This is a genomic window from Paracidovorax anthurii, from assembly GCF_003269065.1.
GTDB lineage: Bacteria > Pseudomonadota > Gammaproteobacteria > Burkholderiales > Burkholderiaceae_C > Paracidovorax > Paracidovorax anthurii.
This window is the reverse complement of the sequence record NZ_QLTA01000033.1, coordinates 24,462-49,451: the sequence shown is the minus strand read 5'-3', so window position 1 is coordinate 49,451 and position 24,990 is coordinate 24,462. Positions and strand designations below refer to the sequence as shown.

19 protein-coding genes and 1 pseudogene are annotated in these 24,990 nt (G+C 69.9%); 11 read left to right on the top strand and 9 right to left on the bottom strand.

Translation table 11 applies throughout. The features are described from left to right. The first annotated feature begins 171 nt into the window (after positions 1–171). From AX018_RS15765 to AX018_RS15750, 4 genes are read left to right on the top strand one after another with little or no spacing between them, the layout of a single operon-like run. On the top strand, positions 172–2,346 hold the full coding sequence (locus tag AX018_RS15765; protein WP_111878964.1) for a TonB-dependent siderophore receptor: 2,175 nt from the start codon (positions 172–174) through the stop codon (positions 2,344–2,346). Between the two features lie 50 nt (positions 2,347–2,396). Further along, positions 2,397–3,500, top strand: a complete 1,104-nt coding sequence (locus tag AX018_RS15760; RefSeq protein ID WP_111878961.1) for a PepSY-associated TM helix domain-containing protein — start codon at positions 2,397–2,399, stop codon at positions 3,498–3,500. A 22-nt stretch (positions 3,501–3,522) separates the two neighbouring features. Then, on the top strand, positions 3,523–4,302 hold the full coding sequence (locus tag AX018_RS15755) for a hypothetical protein (RefSeq protein ID WP_146749338.1): 780 nt from the start codon (positions 3,523–3,525) through the stop codon (positions 4,300–4,302). Further along, positions 4,299–4,655, top strand: coding sequence for a hypothetical protein (locus AX018_RS15750; RefSeq protein ID WP_111878955.1), 357 nt, complete (start codon positions 4,299–4,301; stop codon positions 4,653–4,655). The genes AX018_RS15755 and AX018_RS15750 overlap by 4 nt, the downstream gene beginning before the upstream one ends. 47 nt (positions 4,656–4,702) lie before the next feature. Here the strand turns inward: AX018_RS15750 and AX018_RS15745 are convergent, their stop codons facing one another. Genes AX018_RS15745 through AX018_RS15735 form a run of 3 tightly spaced genes read right to left on the bottom strand, consistent with a single transcriptional unit; the run spans position 4,703 to position 10,441 of the window. After that, positions 4,703–7,765, bottom strand: coding sequence for an efflux RND transporter permease subunit (locus AX018_RS15745; RefSeq protein ID WP_111878952.1), 3,063 nt, complete (start codon positions 7,763–7,765; stop codon positions 4,703–4,705). Further along, positions 7,762–8,970, bottom strand: a complete 1,209-nt coding sequence (locus AX018_RS15740) for an efflux RND transporter periplasmic adaptor subunit (protein WP_170146282.1) — start codon at positions 8,968–8,970, stop codon at positions 7,762–7,764. The genes AX018_RS15745 and AX018_RS15740 overlap by 4 nt, the downstream gene beginning before the upstream one ends. 1 nt (position 8,971) lies before the next feature. Beyond that, on the bottom strand, positions 8,972–10,441 hold the full coding sequence (locus AX018_RS15735) for a TolC family protein (protein WP_170146281.1): 1,470 nt from the start codon (positions 10,439–10,441) through the stop codon (positions 8,972–8,974). Positions 10,442–10,797: 356 nt separating this feature from the next. Here AX018_RS15735 and AX018_RS15730 point away from each other — a divergent pair, with 356 nt between their 5' ends. Continuing rightward, positions 10,798–11,334 (top strand): cytochrome b, encoded by a 537-nt coding sequence (locus AX018_RS15730; RefSeq protein ID WP_111878945.1) that lies wholly within the window; start codon positions 10,798–10,800, stop codon positions 11,332–11,334. A 127-nt stretch (positions 11,335–11,461) separates the two neighbouring features. On the opposite strand, the gene AX018_RS15725 is transcribed toward AX018_RS15730, so the two are convergent. From AX018_RS15725 to AX018_RS15705, 5 genes are all read right to left on the bottom strand, one after another. After that, complete coding sequence (locus AX018_RS15725; RefSeq protein ID WP_111878942.1) at positions 11,462–12,487, bottom strand: tripartite tricarboxylate transporter substrate binding protein; 1,026 nt, start codon at positions 12,485–12,487, stop codon at positions 11,462–11,464. Positions 12,488–12,550: 63 nt separating this feature from the next. Next, the gene (locus tag AX018_RS15720) at positions 12,551–13,288 is read right to left on the bottom strand and encodes an SDR family NAD(P)-dependent oxidoreductase (RefSeq protein ID WP_111878939.1); all 738 of its coding nucleotides are present in this window, start codon (positions 13,286–13,288) and stop codon (positions 12,551–12,553) included. Then, positions 13,285–14,496 carry a 3-oxoadipyl-CoA thiolase gene (gene pcaF, locus AX018_RS15715; RefSeq protein ID WP_111878936.1) on the bottom strand — a complete coding sequence of 404 codons (1,212 nt, stop codon included), beginning with the start codon at positions 14,494–14,496 and terminating at the stop codon, positions 13,285–13,287. The genes AX018_RS15720 and pcaF overlap by 4 nt, the downstream gene beginning before the upstream one ends. A 20-nt stretch (positions 14,497–14,516) precedes the next feature. After that, a complete protein-coding gene (locus tag AX018_RS15710) occupies positions 14,517–15,164 on the bottom strand; it encodes a 3-oxoacid CoA-transferase subunit B (protein ID WP_111878933.1) in 648 nt (215 codons plus the stop codon). A gap of 29 nt (positions 15,165–15,193) precedes the next feature. Next, on the bottom strand, positions 15,194–15,895 hold the full coding sequence (locus AX018_RS15705) for a 3-oxoacid CoA-transferase subunit A (RefSeq protein ID WP_111878931.1): 702 nt from the start codon (positions 15,893–15,895) through the stop codon (positions 15,194–15,196). A gap of 102 nt (positions 15,896–15,997) precedes the next feature. On the opposite strand from AX018_RS15705, the gene AX018_RS15700 reads away from it, so the two are divergent. From AX018_RS15700 to AX018_RS15690, 3 genes are all read left to right on the top strand, one after another. After that, positions 15,998–16,834, top strand: a complete 837-nt coding sequence (locus AX018_RS15700) for an IclR family transcriptional regulator domain-containing protein (RefSeq protein WP_111878928.1) — start codon at positions 15,998–16,000, stop codon at positions 16,832–16,834. A gap of 180 nt (positions 16,835–17,014) precedes the next feature. Continuing rightward, positions 17,015–17,980, top strand: a complete 966-nt coding sequence (locus tag AX018_RS15695; RefSeq protein ID WP_111878926.1) for a type III secretion system chaperone — start codon at positions 17,015–17,017, stop codon at positions 17,978–17,980. 23 nt (positions 17,981–18,003) lie between these two features. Continuing rightward, the gene (locus AX018_RS15690; RefSeq protein WP_245951584.1) at positions 18,004–20,016 is read left to right on the top strand and encodes a hypothetical protein; all 2,013 of its coding nucleotides are present in this window, start codon (positions 18,004–18,006) and stop codon (positions 20,014–20,016) included. Positions 20,017–20,261: 245 nt separating this feature from the next. On the opposite strand, the pseudogene AX018_RS15685 reads toward AX018_RS15690, so the two are convergent. Then, positions 20,262–20,432: pseudogene (locus tag AX018_RS15685) on the bottom strand (3-oxoadipate CoA-transferase); the annotation flags it as partial. Positions 20,433–20,489: 57 nt separating this feature from the next. Between AX018_RS15685 and AX018_RS15680 the strand changes: the two are divergent. The 3 genes from AX018_RS15680 (at position 20,490) to AX018_RS15670 (ending at position 24,777) form a co-directional block, all read left to right on the top strand. Beyond that, complete coding sequence (locus AX018_RS15680) at positions 20,490–21,584, top strand: hypothetical protein (protein WP_170146280.1); 1,095 nt, start codon at positions 20,490–20,492, stop codon at positions 21,582–21,584. A gap of 116 nt (positions 21,585–21,700) precedes the next feature. Then, complete coding sequence (locus tag AX018_RS15675; RefSeq protein WP_111878921.1) at positions 21,701–22,135, top strand: DUF1841 family protein; 435 nt, start codon at positions 21,701–21,703, stop codon at positions 22,133–22,135. Between the two features lie 119 nt (positions 22,136–22,254). After that, positions 22,255–24,777 (top strand): bifunctional diguanylate cyclase/phosphodiesterase, encoded by a 2,523-nt coding sequence (locus AX018_RS15670; protein ID WP_245951583.1) that lies wholly within the window; start codon positions 22,255–22,257, stop codon positions 24,775–24,777. Positions 24,778–24,990: the final 213 nt, after the last annotated feature.

Sequence of the window (24,990 nt, the reverse complement as noted above, 5' to 3'; positions counted from 1 at the left end):
GCTGACGCATCGGCCCGTTCCGCCCCTCAGGCAGCAGGGTCGGAATCCTCGCCGTCGTCTTTACATCAATTTAAATACGAATTATTCTCAATATAATTCATGCATCTTTCTTCGCCCCGGCCGGCACACACGTGCTGCCCGTCCAGCGGCTTTTCTCTCTCGCCTCTCTCCATGGTCCACCCCCGTTTCGGCACGGCGGTCAAGCACGCCATTGCCACCGCCTTCCTGCGTCCTTTCCCGGCCCGTCCGCTGCGCTGGTGCGCGCTCACGCCCCTGGCGCTGTGCCTCTCTCAAGCGGCATTCGCCCAGGCAGGCACCGCCCCCGATTCCGGAGCCCCGGCGGTGCAGCTGCAGGAGGTGCGCATCAATGCCAGCACCGAGAAGGACGTGGGCTTCGCGCCCGTGGAGGCTCAGACCGCCGGCAAGGCCCCCATGCGCCGGCTGGAGACGCCGCAGTCGGTGAGCGTGGTGACGCGCGAGCAGATGGAATCGCGCCAGATCACCAACCTGCAGCAGGCGCTGCAGACCGTGGCCGGGGTGAGCCCCGTCAACTTCGGGCGGCGCGGCTTCGACGACATCAACATCCGGGGCTTCCGCTCCACCGAATCGGTGCTGATCGACGGCCTGGTGCAAAGCCCCGGCATGTGGACGCGCCTCACCCCGTATGGCTACGAGCGCTTCGAGGTGCTCAAGGGCGCGGCCTCGGTGCTGTACGGCCAGGTGCAGCCCGGCGGCATCGTCAACGCCGTGAGCAAGCGGCCCAAGCGCGAGGCCTTGAGCGAGGTGGGCGTCGAGGTGGGCAGCTTCGGCCAGCGCACGCTGCAGGCCGACCTGAACCGGCCGCTGAACGAATCGGGCAAGGCCGCCCTGCGCATCAACGCGCAGGTGGCCAACAGCGACGATCCGACCGACTTCGTCTACCGGCGCGACCGCTGGGTCGCCCCCTCGCTGTCGCTGGACCTGGGCGCGCAGACCGACCTGGTGCTGTTCGCCACCTACAGCACCAGCCAGTGGATGCGCCAGCAGGGCATCTCGCCCTACGGCACCGTGCTGCCCAACCCGAACGGCACGCTCTCGCGCACGCTGTTCACGGGCGACCCGGCCTTCGGCGGCTACGACGTGGAAAGCACCTCGGTGGGCTATGCGCTGGAACACCGCTTCTCGCCCCAGTTCACGCTGCGCCAGAACGTGCGATACGAAACCGAGAAGGGCACCGGCAACTTCGTCGCCAACCAGGCGCTGCAGGCCAACCGGCGCCTGCAGAACCGCAATGCCACGCGCCAGTACATGGACGACGACATCCTGGCCACCGACACCTCGCTGCTGGCCAGCTTCTCGGCCCTGGGCGTGCAGCACCGCCTGGTGACGGGGCTGGACGCGCGCACCGGGCACAGCTGGCTGGCCAACCGGCGCTGCACCATCGGCGCGCTCGACCTGTTCAATCCGGTGTACGGCATGACCGCCACCTGCCCCACGGGCTATTCGGCCGACGCGCCCGAAAAACTCACCGTGATGGGCCTGTACGCGCAGGACCAGATCAAGTTCAACCCGCAGTGGACGGCCCTGGTCGGCCTGCGCCGCGACGGGTCCACCCACGACATCAACGACCGCCTCGCCAGCCAGAAGACGCGCCAGAAGGATTCCGCCACCACCCTGTCGGCCGGGCTGGTGTATGAATTCACGCTGGGCTGGGCCGCCTACACCAGCTACGGCGAATCGTTCCTGCCGGTGGCGGGCACCACCGTGGCCGGCACGCCCTTCGTGCCGGAAACCGGCAAGCAATGGGAAGCCGGCCTGAAGTACGAGGCGCCCAACGGCCAACTCACCGGCTCGCTGGCGCTCTTCAACCTCACGCGCCGCAACGTGACCACCGCCGACCCCGTCAACACCGGCTTCAGCGTGCAGACCGGCGAGCAGCGCGCGCGCGGCGTGGAGCTGGAAGTGGGCGCCGACCTGCAGCGGAACTGGAAGCTGACCGGCGCCTACACCTACACCGACACCCAGGTCACGCGCGACAACGACACCACCCTCATCGGCCGGCCGCTCAACCTCACGCCGCGCCACACGGTTGCGGTCTGGGCCACCTACAAGGTGCCGCAGATGCCCCGGCTCACCCTGGGCGCCGGCGCCCGCTACGTGAGCGAGCAGATCGGCTCATACCCCTTCACCCTGCCCGCCTATACCGTGGCCGACCTCTCCATCGGATACTCCGGCCCCAGCTACCGCATCACGGCCGGGGTGAAGAACGTGTTCAACAAGGCCTACTACGATGGCGCGATCAATGCCAACGTGGTGTCGCCCGCCCTGCCGCGCAGCTTCAGCCTCGGACTGACTTACTTCTTCTGACACGCACGGGGCGCCCCGTGCGCCCCGCCATCCAGCACACCCTTTGCGCCATGCCCAGCCAGCGCACACTCAACCGCCTGCTCACGCTGCATTCGTGGGCCGGCATCGTCACGGGCCTGCTGCTGTGCATCGTGTGCTTCTCGGGCGCGGTGGTGGTGTTCAAGAACGAGATCGACCTGTGGGCCAACCCGTCGCTGGCGCAGCTGCCGCGCCCGGACCGGCCCGCGCCGCTGGACACCGTGCTGGAGCAGCTGCTGTCCCGCTACCCCGGCGCCACGGTGGACGCCATCGCGCTGCCCGATGCCGTCAGCCCGGCCTATTTCGCCTTCATCCGCGAGGCCGGCGCGCCCGCCGCGCAGCGCACGAAGATCGCGCTGCGGCCGGACACCGGCGCCGTCATCGGCCCGGTGGACAGCCAACTCGGCCAGTACCTGCGCATGCTGCACGTGTTCCTGTTCTTCGGGCCGCGCTGGATCGTGGGTTTCCTCGGTGTGGCGATGCTGGTGCTGATCGCCACCGGCATCGTCATCCACCGCAAGATCCTGGCCGAGCTGTTCACGCAGCGCTGGGGCCGCAGCCTGCGCGTGGTGATGTCCGACCTGCACAAGTCGGCGGGCATCTGGGGGCTGGGCTTCCACATCCTCATCGCGGCCACGGGCGCGTGGCTGGGGCTCGCGCCCCTGTTCGTGCAGGGCTGGGCCTACGTGGCCGCCGCCCCGGCGCAGCCGGCCCCGAAGCCCCTGGCCCGGCCCGCGCCCATGCCCTCGCTGGACACCCTGCATGCCGCCGCCGCCCAGGCGGTGCCGGGCCTGCGCACGCGCTATGTCTCGCTGCAGCGCTGGGGCACCAGCGCGGCCGAGGCCGAATTCACCGGCGGCATCGCGGGCCATCTGGCGAGCAACGCGCGGATCGGGTTCGACGCCGCCGGCACCCTGCGGCAGGTGCAGGACCCGCGCAACGCAGGCTTCTGGACGCTGGTGGACGGGCTCATGGAGCCGCTGCACTTCGGCGACTTCGGCGGGCTCGCGCTCAAGTGGCTGTATTTCATCCTGGGCATGACGCCGGCCTTCCTCTCGGTCTCGGGCACGCTGATCTGGCTCGATGCGCGCCGGCAGCGGCAGCGCGAGACGCGGGCCCCGGCGGCCGCCTCCTGAACGCATCCGCGCACGCACCGCCATGGCCCGTTTCTACATCGCCCTGCACGCCACCGTGCCCGCCGCGCTGCTGGCGGCCATGCTGCTGCACCTGTGGCCGCCGTCCGGCCTGGAACCGCTCGCCCTGCGCCCCGCCTGGGCCGTGTGGACCCTGATCGCCGGCTGGCTGCTGATGTCGGCGCTGCTGGCAGCCCTGGCGCAGCGCGCCACCACGCTGTGGCGGGTGGCGCTGGCGGCCGCCGGCGCGCTGCTCGCACTGGCCGGCGGCGCGGGCTGGGCGCTCGGCGCGCCGCAGGCCCCGGCCATGCTCGCCAGCATGGCCGTGCTGGGGCTGGCATGCGCCGGCACCGCGGCGTTCATCGGGCCGGACCGGGTGCAGGCGGCGCGCCCCGCGCGGGCCCCGGGCCCCGCGCACAAGGCCGGGCTGGCGCGCGCGCGGCCGTGGCGCCATCGCCTGCAGACGATGGCCGCCCACCTGCCCTTCTGGCTGGCGGGCTGCCTGGCGCTCGAATCCTTCCGGATCGCCCACCTGGCCGCCGCGGGCGCAGCACGCCCCGCGGGCATGCTGGGGCTGCTGCTGGCCTGCCTGGTCGCGCTGCCGGCGGCCACGCTGCGCCTGTGGCTGCCGCGCACCAGCGCGGTCCTGTGGGCGCTGGCCGCGCTGGCCTATGCGGGGCTTGCGGCTCGGGCCGGGCTGGCGCACTGGGCACTGGCCGCGGGCCTGTGCGCCGTCGCCGCGGCGCAGGCGATCCGCGCCCCCGTGCACGGCATGGCGGCCACGCCCTCGCGGAGCGCGGGATGAACGAGCTTCTCGGCGCCAGCGCCGCGCTGGCCTCGCTGGCGGCGCTTTGCCAATGGGCCCGCGCCGTTCCCACCCGCGCCTGGGGCGATGGCGAGGGCAGCCCCCGGGCACGCCACGGCGCCCTGGCCGCGGCACTGCTCACGCTGGCCCTGCAAGGCACGGCGGCCGTGGCGGCGGCCGGGCCGGCAGCGGGCCTGGCCCTGGTGCCCGCCGCGTGGATGGCGCTCGGCTGGGGCCTCACGCTGGCGATGAACCAGTGGCCCGAGGGCAGCCTGCGCTGGGCGCGGCGCCTGGGCGCGGCCGGCATCCTGGGGTGTGTGCTGGGCCTCGCGGCGCAGGCCCTGCGGGGCTGACGCGGCCCCGGCTTCGCTTTCCAGGGTGCGTCGGCACCCAGGGCTTTTCACCGCACTGCCCACCGTCTGCGCAGCAAGCGTTCCATCGTCACGAAAAACGTCGGCGTGATGTACAGCGTCAGCAGTTGGGAGAACACCAGCCCGCCGATGACCGCGATGCCCAGGGGTCGCCGGGACTCCGCGCCCGCCCCGATTCCGAGCGCGATCGGCAGCGTGCCGAGCATGGCGGCCAGGCTGGTCATCATGATCGGTCGAAAGCGTGTGGCGCAGGCTTCGAGCATCGCGTCGCGTGCCGGCTTCACCCCGCGGTCGCCGCCTCGCATCCGGCCCAGCGCGAAATCGACCATCATGATCCCGTTCTTCTTGACCAGCCCGACCAGGAGGATCAGGCCGACGAAGCTGAAGAGGTTCAGCTCCTGACGGAACAGCCACAGCATCAGCAAGGCACCGAACCCCGCCAGGGGCAACGCGGTCAGGATCGTCACCGGGTGGACGAAATGCTCGTACAGCACGGCCATGACCATGTAGATCAGAAGCACCGTGACGGCGAGAAGCACCGGCAAATCACGCAGGGAATCCTCAAAGGCCCGCGCCGTGCCGGCGAAGTTGCCGGACAGTTGCGGCGTCAGATGCGAGGCCGCGACCGCATGCACCGCGTTCGTCGCCTCGCCGAGCGCGACGCCGGGTGCCATGTTGAATGACAGCGTCACGGAGGGCAGGCCGCCATAGTGATTGATCGCGACCGGGCCGACATCGTCCCGGATCCGCGCGACGGCACCGAGCGGCACCATGTCGCCGCTGCGGCCCGCCAGGTAGAGCGAGCCCGGTGCGTTGATGTCCGACTGAAAGCGCTTGTCGACCTCCAGCAGCACGGGGTATTGGTCGGTCGCCCCGAAGATGAAACCCACCCGGCGCCCGCCATAGGCACTTTGCAGGGTGCTTTGGACTTGCGAGGGCGTTATGCCGAGTGCGGAAGCCTGGTCGCGCCGCAGATCGACGCGGATCTCCGGATTCCGGATCTGCAGATCGGTGTTGACGTCCTGCAATTGCGGCACGGTGGCGAGCCGCCGCATGAACGTGTCGGACGCCGGATAGAGCATATCGGTGGACGTGGCCTGCAGCACGTACTGAACCGCAGTATTCGCTGGCGGGCCGATCTCGATCGCCGGCGGGTTGCGCAGCAGCAGCTCCATGCCCTGCACCGACCTGGCCTTCTCGCGGATCTGCTGGATCACGTCATCGGCCGATTCGCTGCGCTCGCCGATCGGCTTCAAGCCGATCAGCAGCCGGCCGCTGGTGGCGAGCGTGCCGTCGCTGCCGATCACGGACATCACGGCGGCAACGTTCGGATTCTCCTGGACGATCTTCGCAATCCGGTTCTGCTGCTCCAGAAAGACCGGGTAAGGCGTGCCTTCGGCAACCCGCGTGTTGCCGTCGATCTTGCCGGAATCGACCTTCGGGATGAAACCTTTGTCCACCGCCACGTAGGCCGCGCCGGTGCCCAGCAGCACGGCGCCGGACACCAGCACCATGGCGATCTGGTGGTCCATGCACCAGGCAAGACTGCCTTCGTAGCCGCGCAGCGCGCGGGCAAAACCGGCCTCGAACCAGCGAAAGAGAAAGAACACGCTGCGCTGCGTGTTCAGGTAGCGGCTCGCGAGCATCGGCGTGAGGCTCAGCGAAACCGCTCCCGACAGCAGCACCGCGACCGCCATCGTCACGCCGAACTCCGAGAACAGCCGGCCGACGATGCCGCCCATGAACACGATCGGCAGGAACACCGCCGCGAGCGACAGGGTGATCGAGACGATCGTGAAACCGATTTCGGCCGCACCGGCAAGCGCGGCCTCTTCGCGCGACATGCCCGTCTCGAGGTGGCGAACGATGTTCTCGATCACGACGATCGCGTCGTCCACCACCAGCCCGACCGCCAGCGTCAGCGCCAGCAGCGAGACGTTGTCGAGGCTGAAGCCGAGCAGATCCATCGCCCCGAAGGTTCCGATCAGCGAAGTCGGCAGCACCAGCGCGACGATCAATGTCGCCGACAGGTTGCGCAGCAACAGCACGATCACCAGCACCACAAGCACCAACGAAACCACGAGCGTGATCTCGACATCCCGGATGCTGGACTGGATGTAGTCGCCACGGTCGTAGAGCACCTGCAGTTGCGCATCGCCCGGCAGGCTCGCGCGGATGCCGTCCAGCGCCTGCTGCGCCGCGCGCGTCACGGCCACCGTGTTGGCACCGTGCTGCCGGTGGATGTTGATCTCGATCGCGCGCTGCTGGTTGACGAACGCCGATGTCTTCACGTTCTCGACGCTGTCCACCGCACGCCCGACATCGCTCACGTGCACCGGCTCGCCGTTCTGGTAGGCCAGCACCAGCCGGCCGAACCCGGCCGCGTCGTGCAATTGGCCATCGGCCTTGACGGTGTAGGTGCGGGCGGCGCCGTCGAGCGTGCCGACAGGCGCATTGCTGTTGCCGGACTGCAATGCCGAGACGACCTGGTCGAAGCCCAGCCGGCGTGCCGCCAGCGCCCGAGGATCGACATAGACACGCACGGCATAGCGCTGCGCGCCGTTCACGTCGATCTGCCCGACGCCGCGGACGGTCTGCAGGCGCAACGCCACCCGGTCCTTGGCAAACTGATTCAGGTCCGCCAGCGGCAAAGTCTTCGAGCTCAGCGCCAGATGCATCACCGGCGCGTCGCTGGGATTCGTCTTCTTCAGCTCGGGCGGTTCGATGCCGGCGGGCAACAGCGGCTGCGCCTGCGACAGCGCGCTTTGCACGTCCTGCGCTGCGGCGTCGATGTTGCGATCGAGCTTGAACTGCAGCACGATGCGGGTCGATCCGGTGGTGCTGGTCGATGCCATCGAGTCCAGGCCTTCGACACCGGAAAAGCTTCGCTCCAGCGGCGTCGCGACGGAATTGGCCATCGTCTCCGGACTCGCGCCCGACAGATTGACGTTGACGCTGATCGTCGGGAAATCGACGTTCGGCAACTCGTTGACCGGCAGGCGGAAAAACGAGAATCCGCCGAAGATCACGAGTGCGCTCATCAGGATGGCCGTCATCACCGGCCGCCGGATGAAGATCGCGGTGAAGTTCATGGCGCACCGCTCGCGGTGGCTGCGGCGGGCGCTGCCGTGGCCGCCGGTTCCGTTTGCACCCTGCTGCCGTCCCGAAGATCGGTGGGCACGGCCGTGACGACCGTCTCGCCACCCGACAGGCCGGACGTGACGACGACACGGCCGTCGACCACCCGATCGGTCTGGACCCTGCGCACCTTCGCAGTGCCGCCTTCGACGACGTAGACGAACGCCCCACCCTGCCCCGGCTGCAATGCGCTCTCTGGCAGCACCACTGCGTCGGCATCGACCTTCAGCGTGATCCGTACCGCATAGAACTCGCCGGGCCACAGCGCCTCGTCCGCATTGGAGAAGCGCGCCTTGAGACCGATCGTGCCGGCGACGTCGTTGAGCGCGTTGTCGACGAAGACGAGTTCGCCCCTCGCACGCATTTTCTGGGTCAGGCTGTCCCGCGCCTCGACCTCCAGCCGCGCGCCCGGCGGCAGGTCCGACATCGCATCCTGCAGGCGGTGCAGGGACTCCTGAGGCAGCGCGAAGGCCACCTCGACCGGACGGATCGCATTGATGACGACGAGCGCGGTCGGGTTGTTGGCCGTGACCAGCGTGCCGGGCTTGACCAGCACGGCGCCGGCACGGCCGGAGATCGGCGCGCTGACCGTCGCATAGGTCAGCGCGATGCGGGCTTGGTCGATCAGCGTTCGCGTCGCGGCCGCGGCCGCTTCGAGCGAACGCTGGATGTTGAGGGCCGCCTCGTATTCGCGCGCGGTGACGTATTCCTTGTCGGCCAGCGGCTTGAGCCGGGCAGCGGCGTCGCGCGCGTCGTCGGCAAGCGACTTGTCGCGTACGAACTGCGCGCGCGCCTGCGCGAGCGATGCGGCGAGCGGTTGGGTTTCCAGCTCGAAAAGCTTCTGGCCCGCCACCACCCGATCGCCGTCGTGGATGAAGACGCGGCGAAGAACACCGCCAGTCTGGGGACGAATCTCGACCGAAGCCTGCGCGACCACCTTGCCGACACTTTGCAGCACGACCGGCATCGCCCGCCGCGTGACCGCCGTGACCTGCACCAGTGGCTTCGTTGGCGCTGCGGCCGCCGCCGGCTTGCGGCCGAAGAGCCACCAGGCCACGGCCGCGGCGCACGCCATCAGGCCGATGCCGAGCAGCCACGCCGTGCGATGCGATCGCCGTGCGGCAACACCGCGAGAAGGAGGAACGCCTGTGTCGTTCATGTCACCCTGCCGGCGAGGAAGTGCGAGGCACCAGGGACGAGCGCGGCGCGGGAACCGCAGGTCCGATGCTGGCGCCGACCGCATAGCCCAGCTGGACCATCGCGAGCTGGGCCTGGTAGCGTGCCTGCACGAGGCTCACGCGTGCCTGCGCCGCGGTGCTCTGTGCCGTCAGGAGTTCGAGCAGCAGGCCGACGCCGCTACGGTAGCGCTCGCGCGCGGCGTCCTCGGCGACCTGAGCGCTGCGCAGCAACGATTCGGCGCTCGCGATCGTCGCCTCGCCGCTGCTGGCAAGCTGAAAGCTCTGCCAGACCTGGAGGTCGATCGCCTGGCGCTGTTGCTCGCGCTGCGCCGTCAATGCATCCACCCGCGCACGCGCCGCCCTCGCCTGGGCACTCGCGAGCCCGCCGTCAAAGAGAGGGATGGTCAGCGTCAGAGCCACCTGCTGCGTGGCGCCGGCCAAGCCCCGACCCGACCACTGGCGGCCCACCTGTGCCGACAGCGCCAGGCTGGGCAGGCCTTGTGCCTGCGCGGCGGCAACCTCGGCTTCGCCTTGGCGTACCTGTGCGTCGAGCGCCAGCAGATCCGCGCGCGAGACGTGGGCCGCCTCCAGAAGGTCGTCGATTCGCGGAGCCGGTGGCGGCGCTTCGAAGGTGAAGTCGTCGGCGAGCAGCATGGGGGTCGTCACCGGCACGCCCACGGCATTGGCCAGATTGCCATTGGCGATGCGCGCACTCGCGCCCGCCTGGACGAGTTGCAACCGGGCCTGGCCCAGCGCCGCCTCCGCCTGTGCCGTCTCGGCGATCGTTGCAAGCCCGGCGCTGTGCCGCGCCTGGGCCACATCGAGGCTGGCATGCGCCGCATCGACACCGATCCGCAGCGCCGCTTCGAGCCGCCGCGCCCCGAGCAGGCTGTAATACGCCTGCTCGACACCGCTGACCACGGTTTGCAACTCGCGGTCGTAGCCGAGCTGGCTGGCGGCCGCCCGCCAGCGTGCCGCTTCGACACCCGCGGCACGCGCGCCGAAGTCGAACAGCACCCAGGCCAGACCCGCACTGGGCGAGAAGGTGCGCCCCGCTCCACCCGATGCCGCCGCCGCGCCCGCGGCGGCTCCCGACCCGTGGTTCAGTGCCAGCGGGGCCACGGCGCTGATGGCGGGCCGGAGCAAGGCACGGGCCGCATCCACATCGGCAAGGTCGGCAAGCGCGGATGACCAGGCCGCGCGGGTCGACGGATGGGTGCGCAACGCCAGGTCGCTGAGCGATGCGAGGGTCTGCGTGCCGGAAGCCATCGCGGCGGACGCAGGCGCATTCGGAGCCAGGCCGGCATCGACCCGCCAGAGGGTCCCTGCCGCCGGTACGTCCGCCGTGGCATCCGCCGTTCCCGCGAAGCACAACGCGCCCGTGCCGCAGCCCCATGCGATCAGGCCCCACCGCACCAGCGTGCCGCAGTGCTTGCGCGACGGCGACCTCATCGGCACCGAGCGTCCACCGCGCTCTCGGGAAAGGGAATCGGATCGTCGAGATGCACGCCATCGGCCATCGGTGAACTCCGGCGGCCTGACATGGCGCCATGGGTGTCTTCCCATTCACGTTGCATGCCATGCATGCACGCCTTTCGAATCAAGCACTTACCGATTCACGCAACGGTGCACTGGATGAACCGGGGACATGCGGTGTCCGATTTCGCGACGCTTCCAGGCCTGGCGCCGCTGGCCACCCGCCGGCCAGCGCAGCCGGGGCGGCATGGTGATTCCGCAGCGTGGCACACTGCGGCGCCACTGCCAGTCAGTGCGTTCCCTGAACGAAGCCCCACTCCGAGGAGCCCCCGATGTCCCCCACACAAAAATATTCGGCGACGCTGCGCCGGCTGCACTGGACGATGTTCGTGCTCGTCGTGCTGGCCTATGCATCCATCAACCTGCGGCGCGCCTTCGAGCGCGGCAGCGACCTGCGGCTGCTGATGGTCGAGTCGCACTTCCTGCTCGGCATGATCGTGCTGCTGCTGGTGGTGCTGCGGCTCGTGGCGCGCTGGCGCTCGCCGCAGCCGCCCATCGAGCCGCCGCTGCCCGCGCCGCTGCGCATCGGCGCCCACCTGGGGCATGCGCTGCTCTACGCCTTCCTCGTCGTGCAGCCGCTGCTGGGCATGGCCTGCCGGCTGCTCAGCGGGCGCGGCATCGGGCTGCCCTTCACCACGGCCGCCATCCCGTGGCCCACCGCGTGGGTGGACAGGGATCTCGCCACCGTGTTCGAGGAAACCCACGAGTGGCTCGGCACGGCGTTCTACTGGGTGATCGGGCTGCACATCGCGGCCGCCTTGTGGCACGCCTTCATCCGGCGGGACAACGCACTGCGCAGGATGTGGTGAGCGGCCCGCCGGCCGCGCCCGTCATACGGGTTTGCAATCAAAGAGAGAACAAGGCGCGAAGCTGCAGACAGTGCAGCAGCACGGCAAAGCGAAGCAACGCCGTTATCTTTTTGATTGCGAAGCCGTATCAATCCACGCTCGCGCCCGACTCCTTCACCACCTTGCCCCACTTCACGCTCTCCTTCTGGATGAAGTCGGCGAACTGCGCGGGCGTCTCGCCGTAGGCCTCGGCGCCCTGCTCGGCGAGCTTCTTCTTCGTGTCGGGCTGGGCCAGCACCTTGACGATGGTGGCGTTGAGCCTGGCGATCACCGGCGCGGGCGTGCCGGCCGGCGCGAACATGCCGAACCACGACGTGGCCTCGTAGCCGGGCACGCCGGCTTCGGCGATGGTGGGCACGTCGGGCAGCTCGGGCGAGCGCCTGGCCGTGGTCACGGCCAGCGGGCGCAGCTTGCCCGCGCGCACGTGCGGGATGGCCGAGGGCATGTTGTCGAACATGATGGCGATCTGGTTGCCCAGCAGGTCGCTCACGGCCGGCGCGCTGCCCTTGTAGGGCACGTGCACCATGTCCACCCGGGCCATGCTCTTGAAGAGTTCGCCCGAGAGGTGGATGGAGCTGCCGCTGCCCGACGAGCCGAAGTTCACCTTGCCCGGATTCGCCTTCGCGTAGTCGATCAGCTCCTGCACGCTCTTGAAGGGCTGGGCCGGGTTGGCGACCAGCAGGTTGGGCACGTTGGCCACGCGCGTGAGCGGCGCGAAGTCCTTGACGGGGTCGAAGGGCATCTTCCTGTAGAGCGCCGCGTTGATGGCGTGCGTGCCCACGGTGCCCATGAACAGCGTGTAGCCGTCGGCCGGCGCGCGCGCCGCCACCTGCGCGCCGATGTTGCCGCCCGCGCCGGCGCGGTTGTCCACCACCACCGACTGGCCCAGCTCCGCGCCCATACCCTGCGCGACGATGCGCGCCAGGATGTCGGTGGTGCCCCCGGCCGCGAAGGGCACGATGATGGTCACGGGCTTGTTCGGATAGGCCTGGGCGGCGGCGGGGCGCGGCAGCAGCGCGGCGGCGGCGCCGAGCGCGGCGAGGGCCAGCGCGCTGCGCACGAAGGTGCGGCGGGCGGCCGGCGCGTGAAGGGATGCGGCGCGGGAATGCGTCATGGTGCTTGTCTCCTGGAACGGCGTTGGAATAGGTATGGGGAAAAGAGGCGTGGCGCGGCGCGCTCAGGCGGGCGCCACGCCCAGCGTGGTGCCGCCGCACACGTAGAGCACCTGGCCCGTGACGAAGCCGTTCTCGGGCGCGAGGAAGAACAGCGCCGCGCGCGCCACGTCCTCGGGCGTGCCCATGCGGCCCACGGCGATGCTCCGCAGGATGCGCTCGGTCTGCGGCGCGCCCTCGGGGTTACTCCGGCGGAAGAGTTCGGTGGCGATGGGCCCCGGGCCGATGGCGTTCACGGTGATCCCGTCACGGCCCAGCTCCATGGCCAGGGTGCGCGCCATGCCGATCATGCCGGCCTTGGTAGCCGAATAGACCACCCGCTCGCCCTTGCCCAGCGCCGCGCGCGACGCCATGTTCACGATGCGCCCGTGCCCGCAGGCGCGCAACGTGGGCAGGAAGGCCTGCACCAGCAGCAGGGGCGCGCGCAGGTGCAGGCCCACCACGTCGCCCAGGTGATCGGTGGTGGCCGTGTCGATGCTGCCCGGGCGCGTGGCGCCCGCGTTGTTGACCAGCGCCGTCACGCAGTGAAGCTCGGCGATCTGCCGCGCGGCCTCGCGCGTGGCGGCCTCGTCGGTGAGATCGGCCTGGTAGGAGGTGAGCAACGGATGGCGCCAGTCGGGCAGCGCGTAGTCGAGGTTGACCACCGCGCGGTCCTGCGCGAGCAGCGCCTCGGCGATGGCGCGGCCGATGCCGTTGCTGGCGCCGGTGACGACGGCCACCGGGGTCGCGGCGGGGGTGCTCATACGCGCTCCAGGATCACGGCGATGCCCTGCCCCACGCCGATGCACATCGTGCACAGCGCGTAGCGCCCGCCGGTGGCGTGCAGCCGGTTGACGGCCGTGGTGGCCAGCCGCGCGCCGCTGGCGCCCAGCGGGTGGCCGAGCGCGATCGCGCCGCCCCAGGCGTTCACGCGTTCGTCGTCGTCTTTCAGGCCCAGTTGACGCAGCACGGCGAGGCCCTGCGCGGCGAAGGCCTCGTTGAGTTCGATCACGTCGAGCTGGTCCAGCGCGAGGCCGGTGAGCTGCAGCAGCTTCTGCGTGGCCGGCGCGGGGCCGATGCCCATCACGCGCGGCGCCACGCCGGCCACGGCCATGCCCACCACGCGGGCCTTCGGCGCCAGGCCGTGCCGGGTGGCGGTGGCTTCATCGGCCAGCAGCAGCGCGCAGGCGCCGTCGTTCACGCCGCTGGCGTTGCCGGCCGTCACGGTGCCACCCTCGCGCACCACGCCCTTGAGCCGGGCGAGCGCCTCCAGGCTGGTTTCGCGCGGGTGCTCGTCCTGGTGGACGACGACCGGGTCGCCCTTTTTCTGCGCAATCGTCACGGGCACGATCTCGCGCGCAAGGTGGCCGGCCTGCTGGGCGGCCACGGCCTTGCGCTGGCTGGCCAGGGCCATGCGGTCCTGCGCCTCGCGCTCGATGCCGTAGTCATCGGCCACGTTCTCGGCCGTCTCGGGCATGGAATCGACGCCGTACTGCGCCTTCATGAGCCGGTTGACGAAGCGCCAGCCGATGGTGGTGTCGTGCACCGCGTTGGCGCGGCTGAAGGCCGTTTCGGCTTTCGGCATCACGAAGGGCGCGCGGCTCATGCTCTCCACGCCGCCGGCGATCATCAGGCCCGCCTCGCCCGCCCGGATGGCGCGCGCGGCCGAGCCCACGGCGTCCAGCCCCGAGCCGCAGAGGCGGTTGATGGTGGCGCCGGGCACCTCGACGGGCAGGCCGGCCAGCAGCGCGCTCATGCGGGCCACGTTGCGGTTGTCCTCGCCGGCCTGGTTGGCGCAGCCGTAGAGCACGTCGGCCACGGCGGCCCAGTCCACGCCGGGGTTTCGCGCCATCAGCGCCTGGATCGGGATCGCGCCCAGGTCGTCGGTGCGCACGCCGGAGAGCGCGCCGCCGTAGCGGCCGAAGGGCGTGCGGACGGCGTCGCAGATGAAGGCTTGGGGGGAAAGGGTCATGGAAGAGGTCTCCAGGGAATTCAGGCCGCGCGGATGGGCAGGCCCGCGAGGCGTTCGAGTTCGGCCAGCTCCAGGCCGGGCACCGCGTCGATGAGCACGAGGCCCTCCGGCGTGCAGGCCAGCGTGGCCAGGTCGGTGTAGATGCGCTTCACGCAGCCGATGCCGGTGAGCGGGTAGGTGCACTGCGCCACGATCTTGCTGGCGCCCTGCTTGGTGAGCAGGTCCATCATCACCCACGTCTGCTTGGCGCCGATGGCGAGGTCCATCGCGCCGCCCACGGCCGGGATGGCGCCGGGCTCGCCGGTGCTCCAGTTGGCGAGATCGCCCGTGGCCGACACCTGGAAAGCGCCCAGCACGCAGATGTCCAGATGCCCGCCGCGCATCATCGCGAAGCTGTCGGCATGGTGGAAGAACGCACCGCCCGGCAGCAGCGTGACGGGCTGCTTGCCGGCATTGATGAGGTCGTAGTCCTCCTCGCCCGCCGCCGGCGCCGGGCCCATGCCCAGGATGCCGTTCTCGCTCTGCAGGATGACTTCGCGGCCCGCGGGGATGTGGTTGGCCACCAGCGTCGGCTGGCCGATGCCCAGGTTCACGCAGGCGCCGTCGTGGATGTCCTGCGCCACGCGGCGGGCCAATTCGTCTTTGCTACGTTTTTGATAGCTACTCATTCAGTGTCCTTGGCGACATGGAGCGGATTTCATGCCGATTTCCTGAAACCACCGGCCTGGGTGGCCACCCGGTCGATCCGCACGATGCGGCTCACGTGGATGCCGGGCGTCACGATGGCCTCGGGGTCCAGCGCGCCCAGCTCCACCACCTCGTGCACCGTGGCCACCGTGCACCGCGCGGCCGTGGCCATCACCGGGCCGAAGTTGCGCGCCGACATGCGGTAGGTGAGGTTGCCCCAGCGGTCGCCGCGCTCGGCCTTGATGAGCGCCACGTCGCCGTGGATGGGGTACTCCAGCACGTAGTGGCGGCCGCCGATCTCGCGCGTCTCCTTGCCCCGGGCCAGCTCGGTGCCGTAGCCCGTGGGGCAGAAGAACGCGCCGATGCCCGCGCCGGCCGCGCGCAGGCGCTCGGCCAGGTTGCCCTGGGGCACCAGCTCCAGCTCCAGCTGGCCGCTGCGGTAGAGCCCGTCGAAGACGTGGCTGTCCACCTGCCGGGGAAAGCTGCAGATGATCTTGCGCACCCGCCCCGCCTTGAGCAGCGCCGCCAACCCCGTATCGCCGTTGCCGGCGTTGTTGTTCACCACGGTGAGGTCGCGCGCGCCCTGGGCGATCAGCCCGTCGATCAGCTCGCCCGGAATGCCCGCCGTGCCGAAGCCGCCGATCAGCACCGTGGCACCATCCTTCACGCCCGCGAGGGCCTCGGCCACCGAACCGGCCACCTTGTCGATCATGGAAAGAACCCTTCGTCCCGAACCACCACGGCCACTGCGAACGTGGCATGATTGTTCGTATATAGAACATTTGTTCGATTAAAGAATCATACCGCCGTGCCCATGGAAACCGATCCCCCCCTCCAGGAAAACCCCGATGCCGGCGAAGGCCCCGGTGCGCCCGCCGCGCCACGCCCCGGCGACAGCTATGTGCAATCGTTCGCGCGCGGGCTGGCCGTGATCCGCTCCTTCAGCGCCGCCGCGCCGCAGCAGACGCTGAGCGAGGTGGCCGCCGCCGCCGGCCTCACCCGCGCGGGCGCGCGCCGCATCCTGCTCACGCTGCAGACGCTGGGCTACGTGGAGAGCGACGGGCGCCTCTTTCGCCTCACGCCGCGCATCCTCGACCTGGGCTTCGCCTACCTGTCGTCCACCCCCATCTGGGACCTGGCCGAGCCCGCCATGGAAGCGCTGGCGGACCGGGTGCGCGAGTCGTGCTCCGCCGCCGTGCTGGACGGGCACGACATCGTCTACGTGCTGCGCGTGCACACCCACAAGATCATGAGCACCAACCTGGGCGTGGGCTCGCGCCTGCCGGCGTTCTGGACGTCGATGGGCCGCATGCTGCTCGCCGACCTGCCCGGGGACCGGCTCGCCGCGCTGCTGCGCGAGCTGCCGCGCCGGCGCTTCACGCCGCACACGGTGCTGGACGACGCCGGGCTGCTCCAGCGCGTGGGCGAGGCGCGCGAACAGGGCTGGTGCCTCATCGACCAGGAGCTGGAGGAAGGCCTGATCTCCATCGCCGCGCCGCTGCGCGACCGCGCGGGCCGCACCGTGGCCGCGCTCAACATCAGCGGCCAGGCCAACCGCACCAGTGCCGCAGTGATGCAGCGCGAGCTGCTGCCGGAGCTGCTGCAGGCGGCGCAATCCATCTCGCGCCTGCTGCGCACCCGGCGCGGCTGAGAACGTGTTCACGATTGTGCTCACGCCCCCTTCGCGAGGGGGTCGCTACCACAGGGCCGGCCGCCAAAAACGCCGGCGCGACAGCCGCCTTCGCTGAGCGCCCCATTGCTTCGCCCCTGATTCGGTCCTCTTTCGTCGACATGCAAAAAATACATTCACCTTGATGAAAGAGATACCGCTATGGGCATCACAACCGCCTCCCAGGAATCGTATTCCCACTCTCCGGAAGCCGTCGCTTGGCTGCGCGAAGCCGCCCTGCACTTCAGCGACCCGGACACTGCGGAGTCGTTCGCGAACGCGCGCCCCGTCCAGCAGGACGGCATCACCTTCTCCCCCCTGCTGATCCACGAAAAGCCCGAGGAACGCTGGGCCCTGGTGGCCTCGCAGCCCCGGCCGATCGGCGTGGCCGAACCCGTATGGACCACCTTGCTGCTGCACCTCAATGCAACGGCCATGGCCGCCGGGCCGTTCGGTATCGGAATGGATGCGACCGGCAGGGCCGTGGTCGTGTACGGCGTGCCCGGCGCCCACGCTGGAGACGCATCGGGACTGGCCCAGGATCTTTTCCAGCTCAGCTACTTCAGCGGGCTGCTGCGCGAGAGCGCGGTGGCGGTCCAGGGCCATCTGCCCGAAATGATCGACGCCCATGCCCGGCGCCAGGGCGCGCCCCAGGACACCCCGCCGGCCGACACCGCCGACGCCGCTCCGCCGCTGCCGGCCGGCATGGCCGCCGCGGTGCAGTCGCAGATCGACGCACGCTGGCACAAGCCCCTGCTGGAGCAGGCCTTCCAGGAGCTGGGGGTCGCTTCCGCCGATACCCATGACCTCCCGCTGAGCGACAGCGTGCGGATCGGCACGGCGCACGTGCAGATCGTGGCCTGCGGCGACGGCCACACGCTGCTGCTGTCGGCCCTGGTGGACCGGCCGCTGGCCGACGGGCCCACGCGGCTCGCGGCACTCCAGGCCAACGTGGAGCTGATGCTCATCGCCGGCTGCAGCCTGAGCATGACCCCGGAAGGCACCCTGCTGCAAACGCGCTGGGACGCCACGGGCCTGGATGGCGGCGATCTGGCCGCCCAGCTCGACGGCTTCGCCGCACTCGCCGCCAGCATGGACGGCAGCCACGCACCGGCGCCGGTGCACTGATCCCCAGATACCAGGAGTTCCCCATGGTCAAGAGCACCACGTCCAAGCCGCTTACCTCCTCGCCGCAGCATCTGCTGTCCTCGCCCGGCGGCACCCGCATGCAGACCAGCAGCCAGCCGACATCGCCCCTCCACAAGCAGGGCAGCCAGCGCATGCCGGAGTCGGAGCTGCCGCAGATGGCGCGGCAAGGCTCCACCGCCTCCACGTCGACCAGCCGGCCCCCGCGCAACAGCGCGCCCTCATCCCATCCCGGCGAAATCTCCCTGCGCTTTGGGATGGCCGAAGTCAACACCAGCGGCCGCCGCGGCTCCAGCGCCGATTCCAGCGCCAGATTCAGTATCAGTCTCGATCACCCGCCCGCTGCCGAGCCTCATGTCAACACCAGCGGCCACCGCAGCTCCAGCGCCGGCTCCAGCTCCAGATTCAGTATCAGTCTCGATCACCCGCCCGCTGCCGGGACCCAGGTCGATCTCGAAGCCGGCCATGGCGTACCGGCGCAGGCAGAGGAAACACCCGCGCCCGGCGCAGGCGCACGGCTCTGGAGGAAAGGCAAGCAACTGGCCTCCGGCGCCAAGGATTTCGCCCAGGGGTCGATGACCCAGATCAAGGACACCGCCACCGCAGGCGCCACGTATGCCAAGGACAAAGCCGTGGCGGGTGGGCAGTACGCCTCGGAGAAGATCGCCCAGGGCTACCACTACACGGCGGACAAGGCCACCCATGGATGGAATGCCACCAGCGCCTTCACGCGGCGCACCGCGCAGGATCTGATCGGCGACCGGCTGCCCAGCCGCGCGGCGGCGGGCGCCTTCGCCGGGCACACGCTGCAGCAGCTGCTGACCTGCGGGATTCCCACCTTCTCCCGCGAATACGCGATGCTGCAGATCTACCGGGGCATCGTGAACTCCAAGTTCGCCCAGGACAACCCGTTCGCCATCGTCGGCATGCAGGCCGTCATCTCGACGATGGCCGTCGTGGCGCACGCCAAGCTGCGGCATGCCCGCATGGACCGCGATCAAGCGGCCGCGGTCAAGGGCCACTTCGGGCTCACCAACGACCAGTGGAGAGACATGCCCAATAACGACAGGCTGAAGTTGCTCGCCGTGCAACAGGCGGACTCGCGCCGCGTGACGGCCAACCAGGTCATGGCCGAAGTGGGCAACCTCACCATGAGCACGATCGCCGCCGCCGAAGGAGACCCCACGGTGGCCGCCCGGGTACTGGCCACCCAGATTCGCAACGTCATCTACGCAGGCATGCGCGAACTGATGCAGGCCAGCATCAAGTTCGTCAACGTCGAGGGGCCCGGAACGAGTGGCGTCAACAACGCCAACATGAGCTCCATGGCCGCCGTATACACCCTGATGACGATGGGCGCGAGCACGGCCTCGGATGGCGTGGTCTCAGCCGTGCTGAATGCACGCTCCGTGGGCCTCAACGGACTGCAGTTCCAGACAGTCGACTCGAACAACCCCGTGAACGACCCTCAACTGCACAACGCGGCCCTGGTGGCCTTGATCCGTGGTCTGTTCAACACGTCGGTGGAAGTGATCGACGCAGGCCTGGGCAAGCACTATGAAACCAAGCAGGTGGGCGCGCAGCAGGTCTGGAACTCCGGCAACAAGCTTCCCATGACAGACCACGACCGCGTCTTCGACCACTCCGTCGCGCGGTTCTCCTGGAACCAGTTTGCGGGCATGGCCAACCTCGCGGTACAGCAGATCGCCACAGCCTCCGGCCTCCGCGACAAAGCCCCGAACCTCACCTCGTTCCTTGGAGTCGCCACGACGGCCGCAGCGTTCGGCCTCGCCTACCGCAACACGAACCAGACCTACCAGGCCCACGCGAGGGTGCGCTCCGCCGTGGCCAACCCCCCGGCCATCGCGCCGCCTCCGGGCGACGGGCAGCAGCCCGTGCAGACCGCGCAGCCGCACACCACCCAGGTCACGCGCCGCGGCGGCGTGACGATCAAAGAGATCACGGAGGATGTGGAAGCTCCCGTGCAGCTGCAGGAGGAAAGCCGGCGCAACGTCTGAAACAGGAGCGCCATCCGGGAGGGAACAGGGTATGAAGCCGCGGGCGGTGCCGCCGGCACGGCCTGCGGCGAAGCAACGTGGCGGTCTCCCGGAAGGCGGAGCCGCACGAATCCGGTCTGCGGAAAACACGGATCGCCCCTTGGCGACAGTCCGGCGCGCGCCGCCGTAGCGACCGAAGGGCGTGCGGACGGCGTCGCAGATGAAGGCTTAGGGGGAGAGGGTCATGGAAGAGGTCTCCGGGGGATTCAGGCCGCGCGGATGGGCAGGCCCGCGAGGCGTTCGAGTTCGGCCAGCTCCAGGCCGGGCACCGCGTCGATGAGCACGAGGCCCTCCGGCGTGCAGGCCAGCGTGGCCAGGTCGATATAGATGCGCTTCACGCAGCCGATGCCGGTGAGCGGGTAGGTGCACTGCGCCACATCGACAATCTCTCCGGCTCCCTCCCGGGTTTCTCGGGCCCGCTGGACACCAACAAGGTGTCCCGGCGGCAGCAGATCGACCAGATCAGCATCGCCTCCTCGACCCACTCGGGGATTTCCGTCGTGTCGAACACCACGCACCCGATGTACACGGCGGCGCCCCCTGGAGACATCGAGGCGCCCCCTCCAGGCGACACGCAGCCGCCGGAACCGCCGACCTGGGGCGATACCTTCAAGGCCATGCGCGCCACCCTGGGCCAGCGCTCAGCGACCTATTTCGGCGCGCATGCCGGCGCATGGCTCCTGCAGACGGCCTCCGTGGCCATCCTTGCGGGATCGCGCAACGGCGACGTGTCGCGGGAGGCCATCGCCAACCTGTCCAACCTCGTGGGCGGTTCATCCAGCGCGGTGCTGAAGGAAGCCATCGGCGAGACCATGAAGACCATGCCCCGGCTGGGTGATGCCATCCTGCTGCCCAGCGAAACGGTCCTGCAGCGCGAGGGCCCCCGCGTGATGGCGGGCTTCAACGACATGTGGACGGCCATCGCCGCCGCCATGACCAACGTGGCGGTGAATGCGGAGCTCCGCCCCCTGGTCGAGAAATCGCTCACGGACCGCGGTGTCTCGCCCGAACTGGCCCTGCCGATCTCCATGATGGTCAGCGCCCTCGCGCAGCGCGCGATCAGCGCCACCGCCGACACGGTGTCCGACCTGACCAGCACCTTGGTGAAGTCCTTCCTCCCGGGAGCGACGGCCGGCAACGTGGTGAACGAGCAGATCGACAAGCAGACCATGATGGGCGGCATCACGGCACGCGGGCTCCTGAATTTCGGGCTCACGCTGCCGCTCGGGCCGCTGATCACGCTGCGCAAGGTGATGTCCGGCAACGACAACGACTACCAGCGGTCCGCGGCCTCCAACGCCATGGCCTGGACCAGCCTGAACGGCTGGATCGTGGCCAAGGCCCACCTCTCCGCCCTCTACAAGTCGCTCTCGAAACCGGCGGAGGCGCCCCCGGCAGGGGGAGACGTGGAACTGGCCCCGCAGCACGCCACCCAGGCCCAGCCCCATATCCACCTGGATCCCGTGACCGAGCAGGACGAGACCAACAGCGCGGAAAGCAGCGAACACGGCAACGAACGGAAAACCTGACCGCCGCCGGCCCCATGATCGCCGCGCGCCCCTTCCGGGGCGCGCGGCGGAATAGGGCAAACCACCAGCAGGAGTGGTCCGGAACGCCACCCTGCCGTGCTACCCTGCACGCCATCATGTTCCACCCCACGCAAGCCGATGTGCGGCGCTTTTTTTGCGCCGTGCACGCGAAAGCCCGGGCGGGCCAGCCCATGGAAGCCATCGAGACGCTGGCCAGCCTCTGGATCGCCGAGCACCCCGAATACCACGCCGAACTGGCCGACGTGGACGCGGCCCTTGCCCGCAACTACGACGAAACGCCCGACCGCGCCAACCCCTTCCTGCACCTCTCGATGCACCTCTCGATCAGCGAGCAGTGCAGCATCGACCAGCCGCGCGGCATCCGGCAGGCGGTGGAACTGCTCGCCGCGCGCCTGGGCTCGCTGCAGGACGCGCACCACGCCGCCATGGAATGCCTGGGCCGGATGCTCTGGGAAAGCCAGCGCTCAGGCCACCCTCCCGATGGGGACGCCTACGTCGCCTGCGTGCAGCGCCGCGCCACGCGGGATTGACCCCGCAGCACGCCGGCCACGACAGAAAAACCAGAACCCCCATGTTCGACAAGCGGCGCACCCCATGACCTCCCACCCTCTGGCACGCACGCGCTGCTGCGCGGCCCGGCGAGGCTGACGTGCGCATCCGGGGGCAGCTCTCGCTGCGCACCGCGATCGCCGTGCCGTTCGCGGCGCTGTTCATCGGCACCGTGGCGCTGCAAGCCGTCACGCAGCACCGGCAGATCGAGGCGATCATCGACCAGGAAAGCGTGCGCCTGCTGGACGCGGTGACCCACACCGCCAGCGAGCGGCTCACCTACTTCCTGGCGACGCCCTTCCAGATGCAGCGCGGCGCCGCCGACGCGATCGGCCGCCACGGCCTCTACCGCGCGGGCGACATGCGCCCGGTCCACGAATACATGCGCGCGGTGCTCGACGCGCTCTACACGGAAGAGCAGCAGGTCAGCCTGCTCGGCTTCGGCGCCCGCGACGGCGCCTATACCGGCATCCGGCGCGACGACGACGGGCTGCGGCTCGTGCTCAAGGACCGCACCACCCAGGACCTGCTCCAGGTGCACGGCACGGGCGACGCGCGCGACACGGTGATCACCTCCGTGCCGGGCTACGACCCCCGCGTGCGGCCCTGGTATGCGCCAGTGGAGCAGTCCGGGCGGCCCATGTGGTCGCCCATCTACACCACGGCGGGCGATCGCGGCGACGTGATCGTCGCCGCCTCTTCCCCGGTCATCGCCGACGGGCAGTTCGTCGGCGTGGTGCAGGCCGAAGTGCGGCTCGACACGCTGCACCGCTTCCTGCGCGAGGAGCCGCTGCTGGGCAAGGGCCAGATCTTCGTGCTCGATGCCGATGACCGGCTCGTCGCCCAGTCCGATCCGGGCAGCGTGCTCCTGGCGCGCGCGCCGGACAGCCCGCAGCACGAGCGCAGGCTGGGCACCCAGAGCCCCAGCGCCGCCATCCGGGCGGCCGCGCAGGGCCTGCCCTCCGCGGCCCAGGGCGGCGGCGCGGCGGCGTTTTCCTACCGCGTGGGGCAGGACCGCTACTTCGCGCGCGTGACGCCCTTCACCAATGTGGCCGGCATCCACTGGCGCATCGTCGTCGCGCTGCCCGAATCCGACCTGCTGGGCGACACGCGCGAGGTCTCGCGGCGCCTGCTGCTCGCCACGGCCGCCGTGGCCGCGCTGGGGCTGCTGCTGGGCCTCTGGTCGGTGCGCAGGATCGCCCGCTCCATCCTCATGACGGCCAACGCCGCCAAGCGCATGGCGCGCGGCGACTGGGGCACCGAACTGCGCATCGCCAGCCCGCTGCGCGAGACCACGGTGCTGGTCAAGGCGTTCAACGACATGGCCGGACGGCTGCGCCACTCCTTCCAGCAGCTGCACGAACAGCTCCTGGGCGACCCGCTCACGGGACTGCTCACGCGGCGCGGCCTGCTGGAGAAGGCCGACTGGGAGCAGCCGCGCCGCGCGGTGCTGGCGCTGACGGGCCTGGACGCGTTCCGGGCCGTGAACGACAGCATGGGCCTGGACACGGGCGACCGGCTGCTGCAGGCCATCGCCGCGCGCCTGCGGGTCGCCCTGCCCGCCTCGGCCCTCGTGGCGCGGCTCGGAGGCGATGAATTCGCGCTGCTGTACCTGGATGCGGATGCCGCCTCCCCGCAGGCCATCGGCAAGGCCGTGCAGGAGCTGTTCGCGGCGCCGTTCTCGGTGGGCGCCGACGAGGTGCTGCTGCCCGCGTCCATCGGGCTGGTGGCGGGCACGCTGTCCAGCGAGCACCTCGCGGAATGGCTGCGCAACGCGAGCATCGCCCTGGGCGAAGCCAAGCGGCTCGGGCGCAGCCAGTGCGTGGCGTTCGAGTCCGCGATGATGGAGCGCTCCATGGAGCGCGCGCGCCTGGCCATCGAGCTTCGGCAGGCGCTCGACAAGGGCCAGTTCCTCGTGCACTACCAGCCCGTGGTGGACCTGCCCACGGGCCGGACCATCGGAGCGGAAGCGCTGCTGCGCTGGAACAGCCCGGCGCGGGGCATGGTGTCGCCGGGCGTGTTCATTCCGGTGGCCGAGGAATCCGACCTGATCCTCGGCCTGGGCGAATGGGTGCTGCGCACGGCCACGCACGCCATCGCGCGGCAGATACCGCACCTGCCCGCCGATTTCGACATCCACGTGAACGTATCCGCGCGCCAGCTGATCCAGTCCGACTTCCAGGACACCCTGCGCCAGATCCTCGACGAGAGCGGCCTGCCGCCGCACCACCTCACGCTGGAGCTGACCGAATCGGTGCTGCTGGAGGACGACGGCGTCACCCGCGCGCGCCTGGCCTCCATCCGCGCGCAGGGCGTGAAGATCGCCATCGACGATTTCGGCACGGGCTATTCATCGCTCGCCTACCTGGGCCGCCTGCCCTTCGACTGCATCAAGGTGGACCAGCGCTTCGTGCGCAACCTGCTGCACTCGCCGCAGGACGAGGCCATCGTCACCGCCGTGCTCAGCATGGCCAAGGGCTTCGCCGTCACCGTGGTGGCCGAGGGCGTGGAAACCGAGGCCGAGGCCGCCCGCCTGCGCGCCATGGGCTGCGCGCATGCGCAGGGCTACTTCTTCGGCCGGCCCGCGCCGCTGGAACAGATCGACCTGCCAACCACGCGCTGACACGGGTTTGCCATCAACCCGCGCGCGGGGCGGCGCTCCGTGCACAGCCGCCTCGTGCGGCGGCACCTCCCATCCCGGAAATGGCTGCGCTGCATTGCCGTGCCCCACACAGGCACCACGGCCGGCTGCTTTGCGGATGGCCCTTTCCTGGAAGGCCAAGCACCGATTCATAACTATCGGTTATGCGCTGTATTCAGAAAATTTAATAAAAAT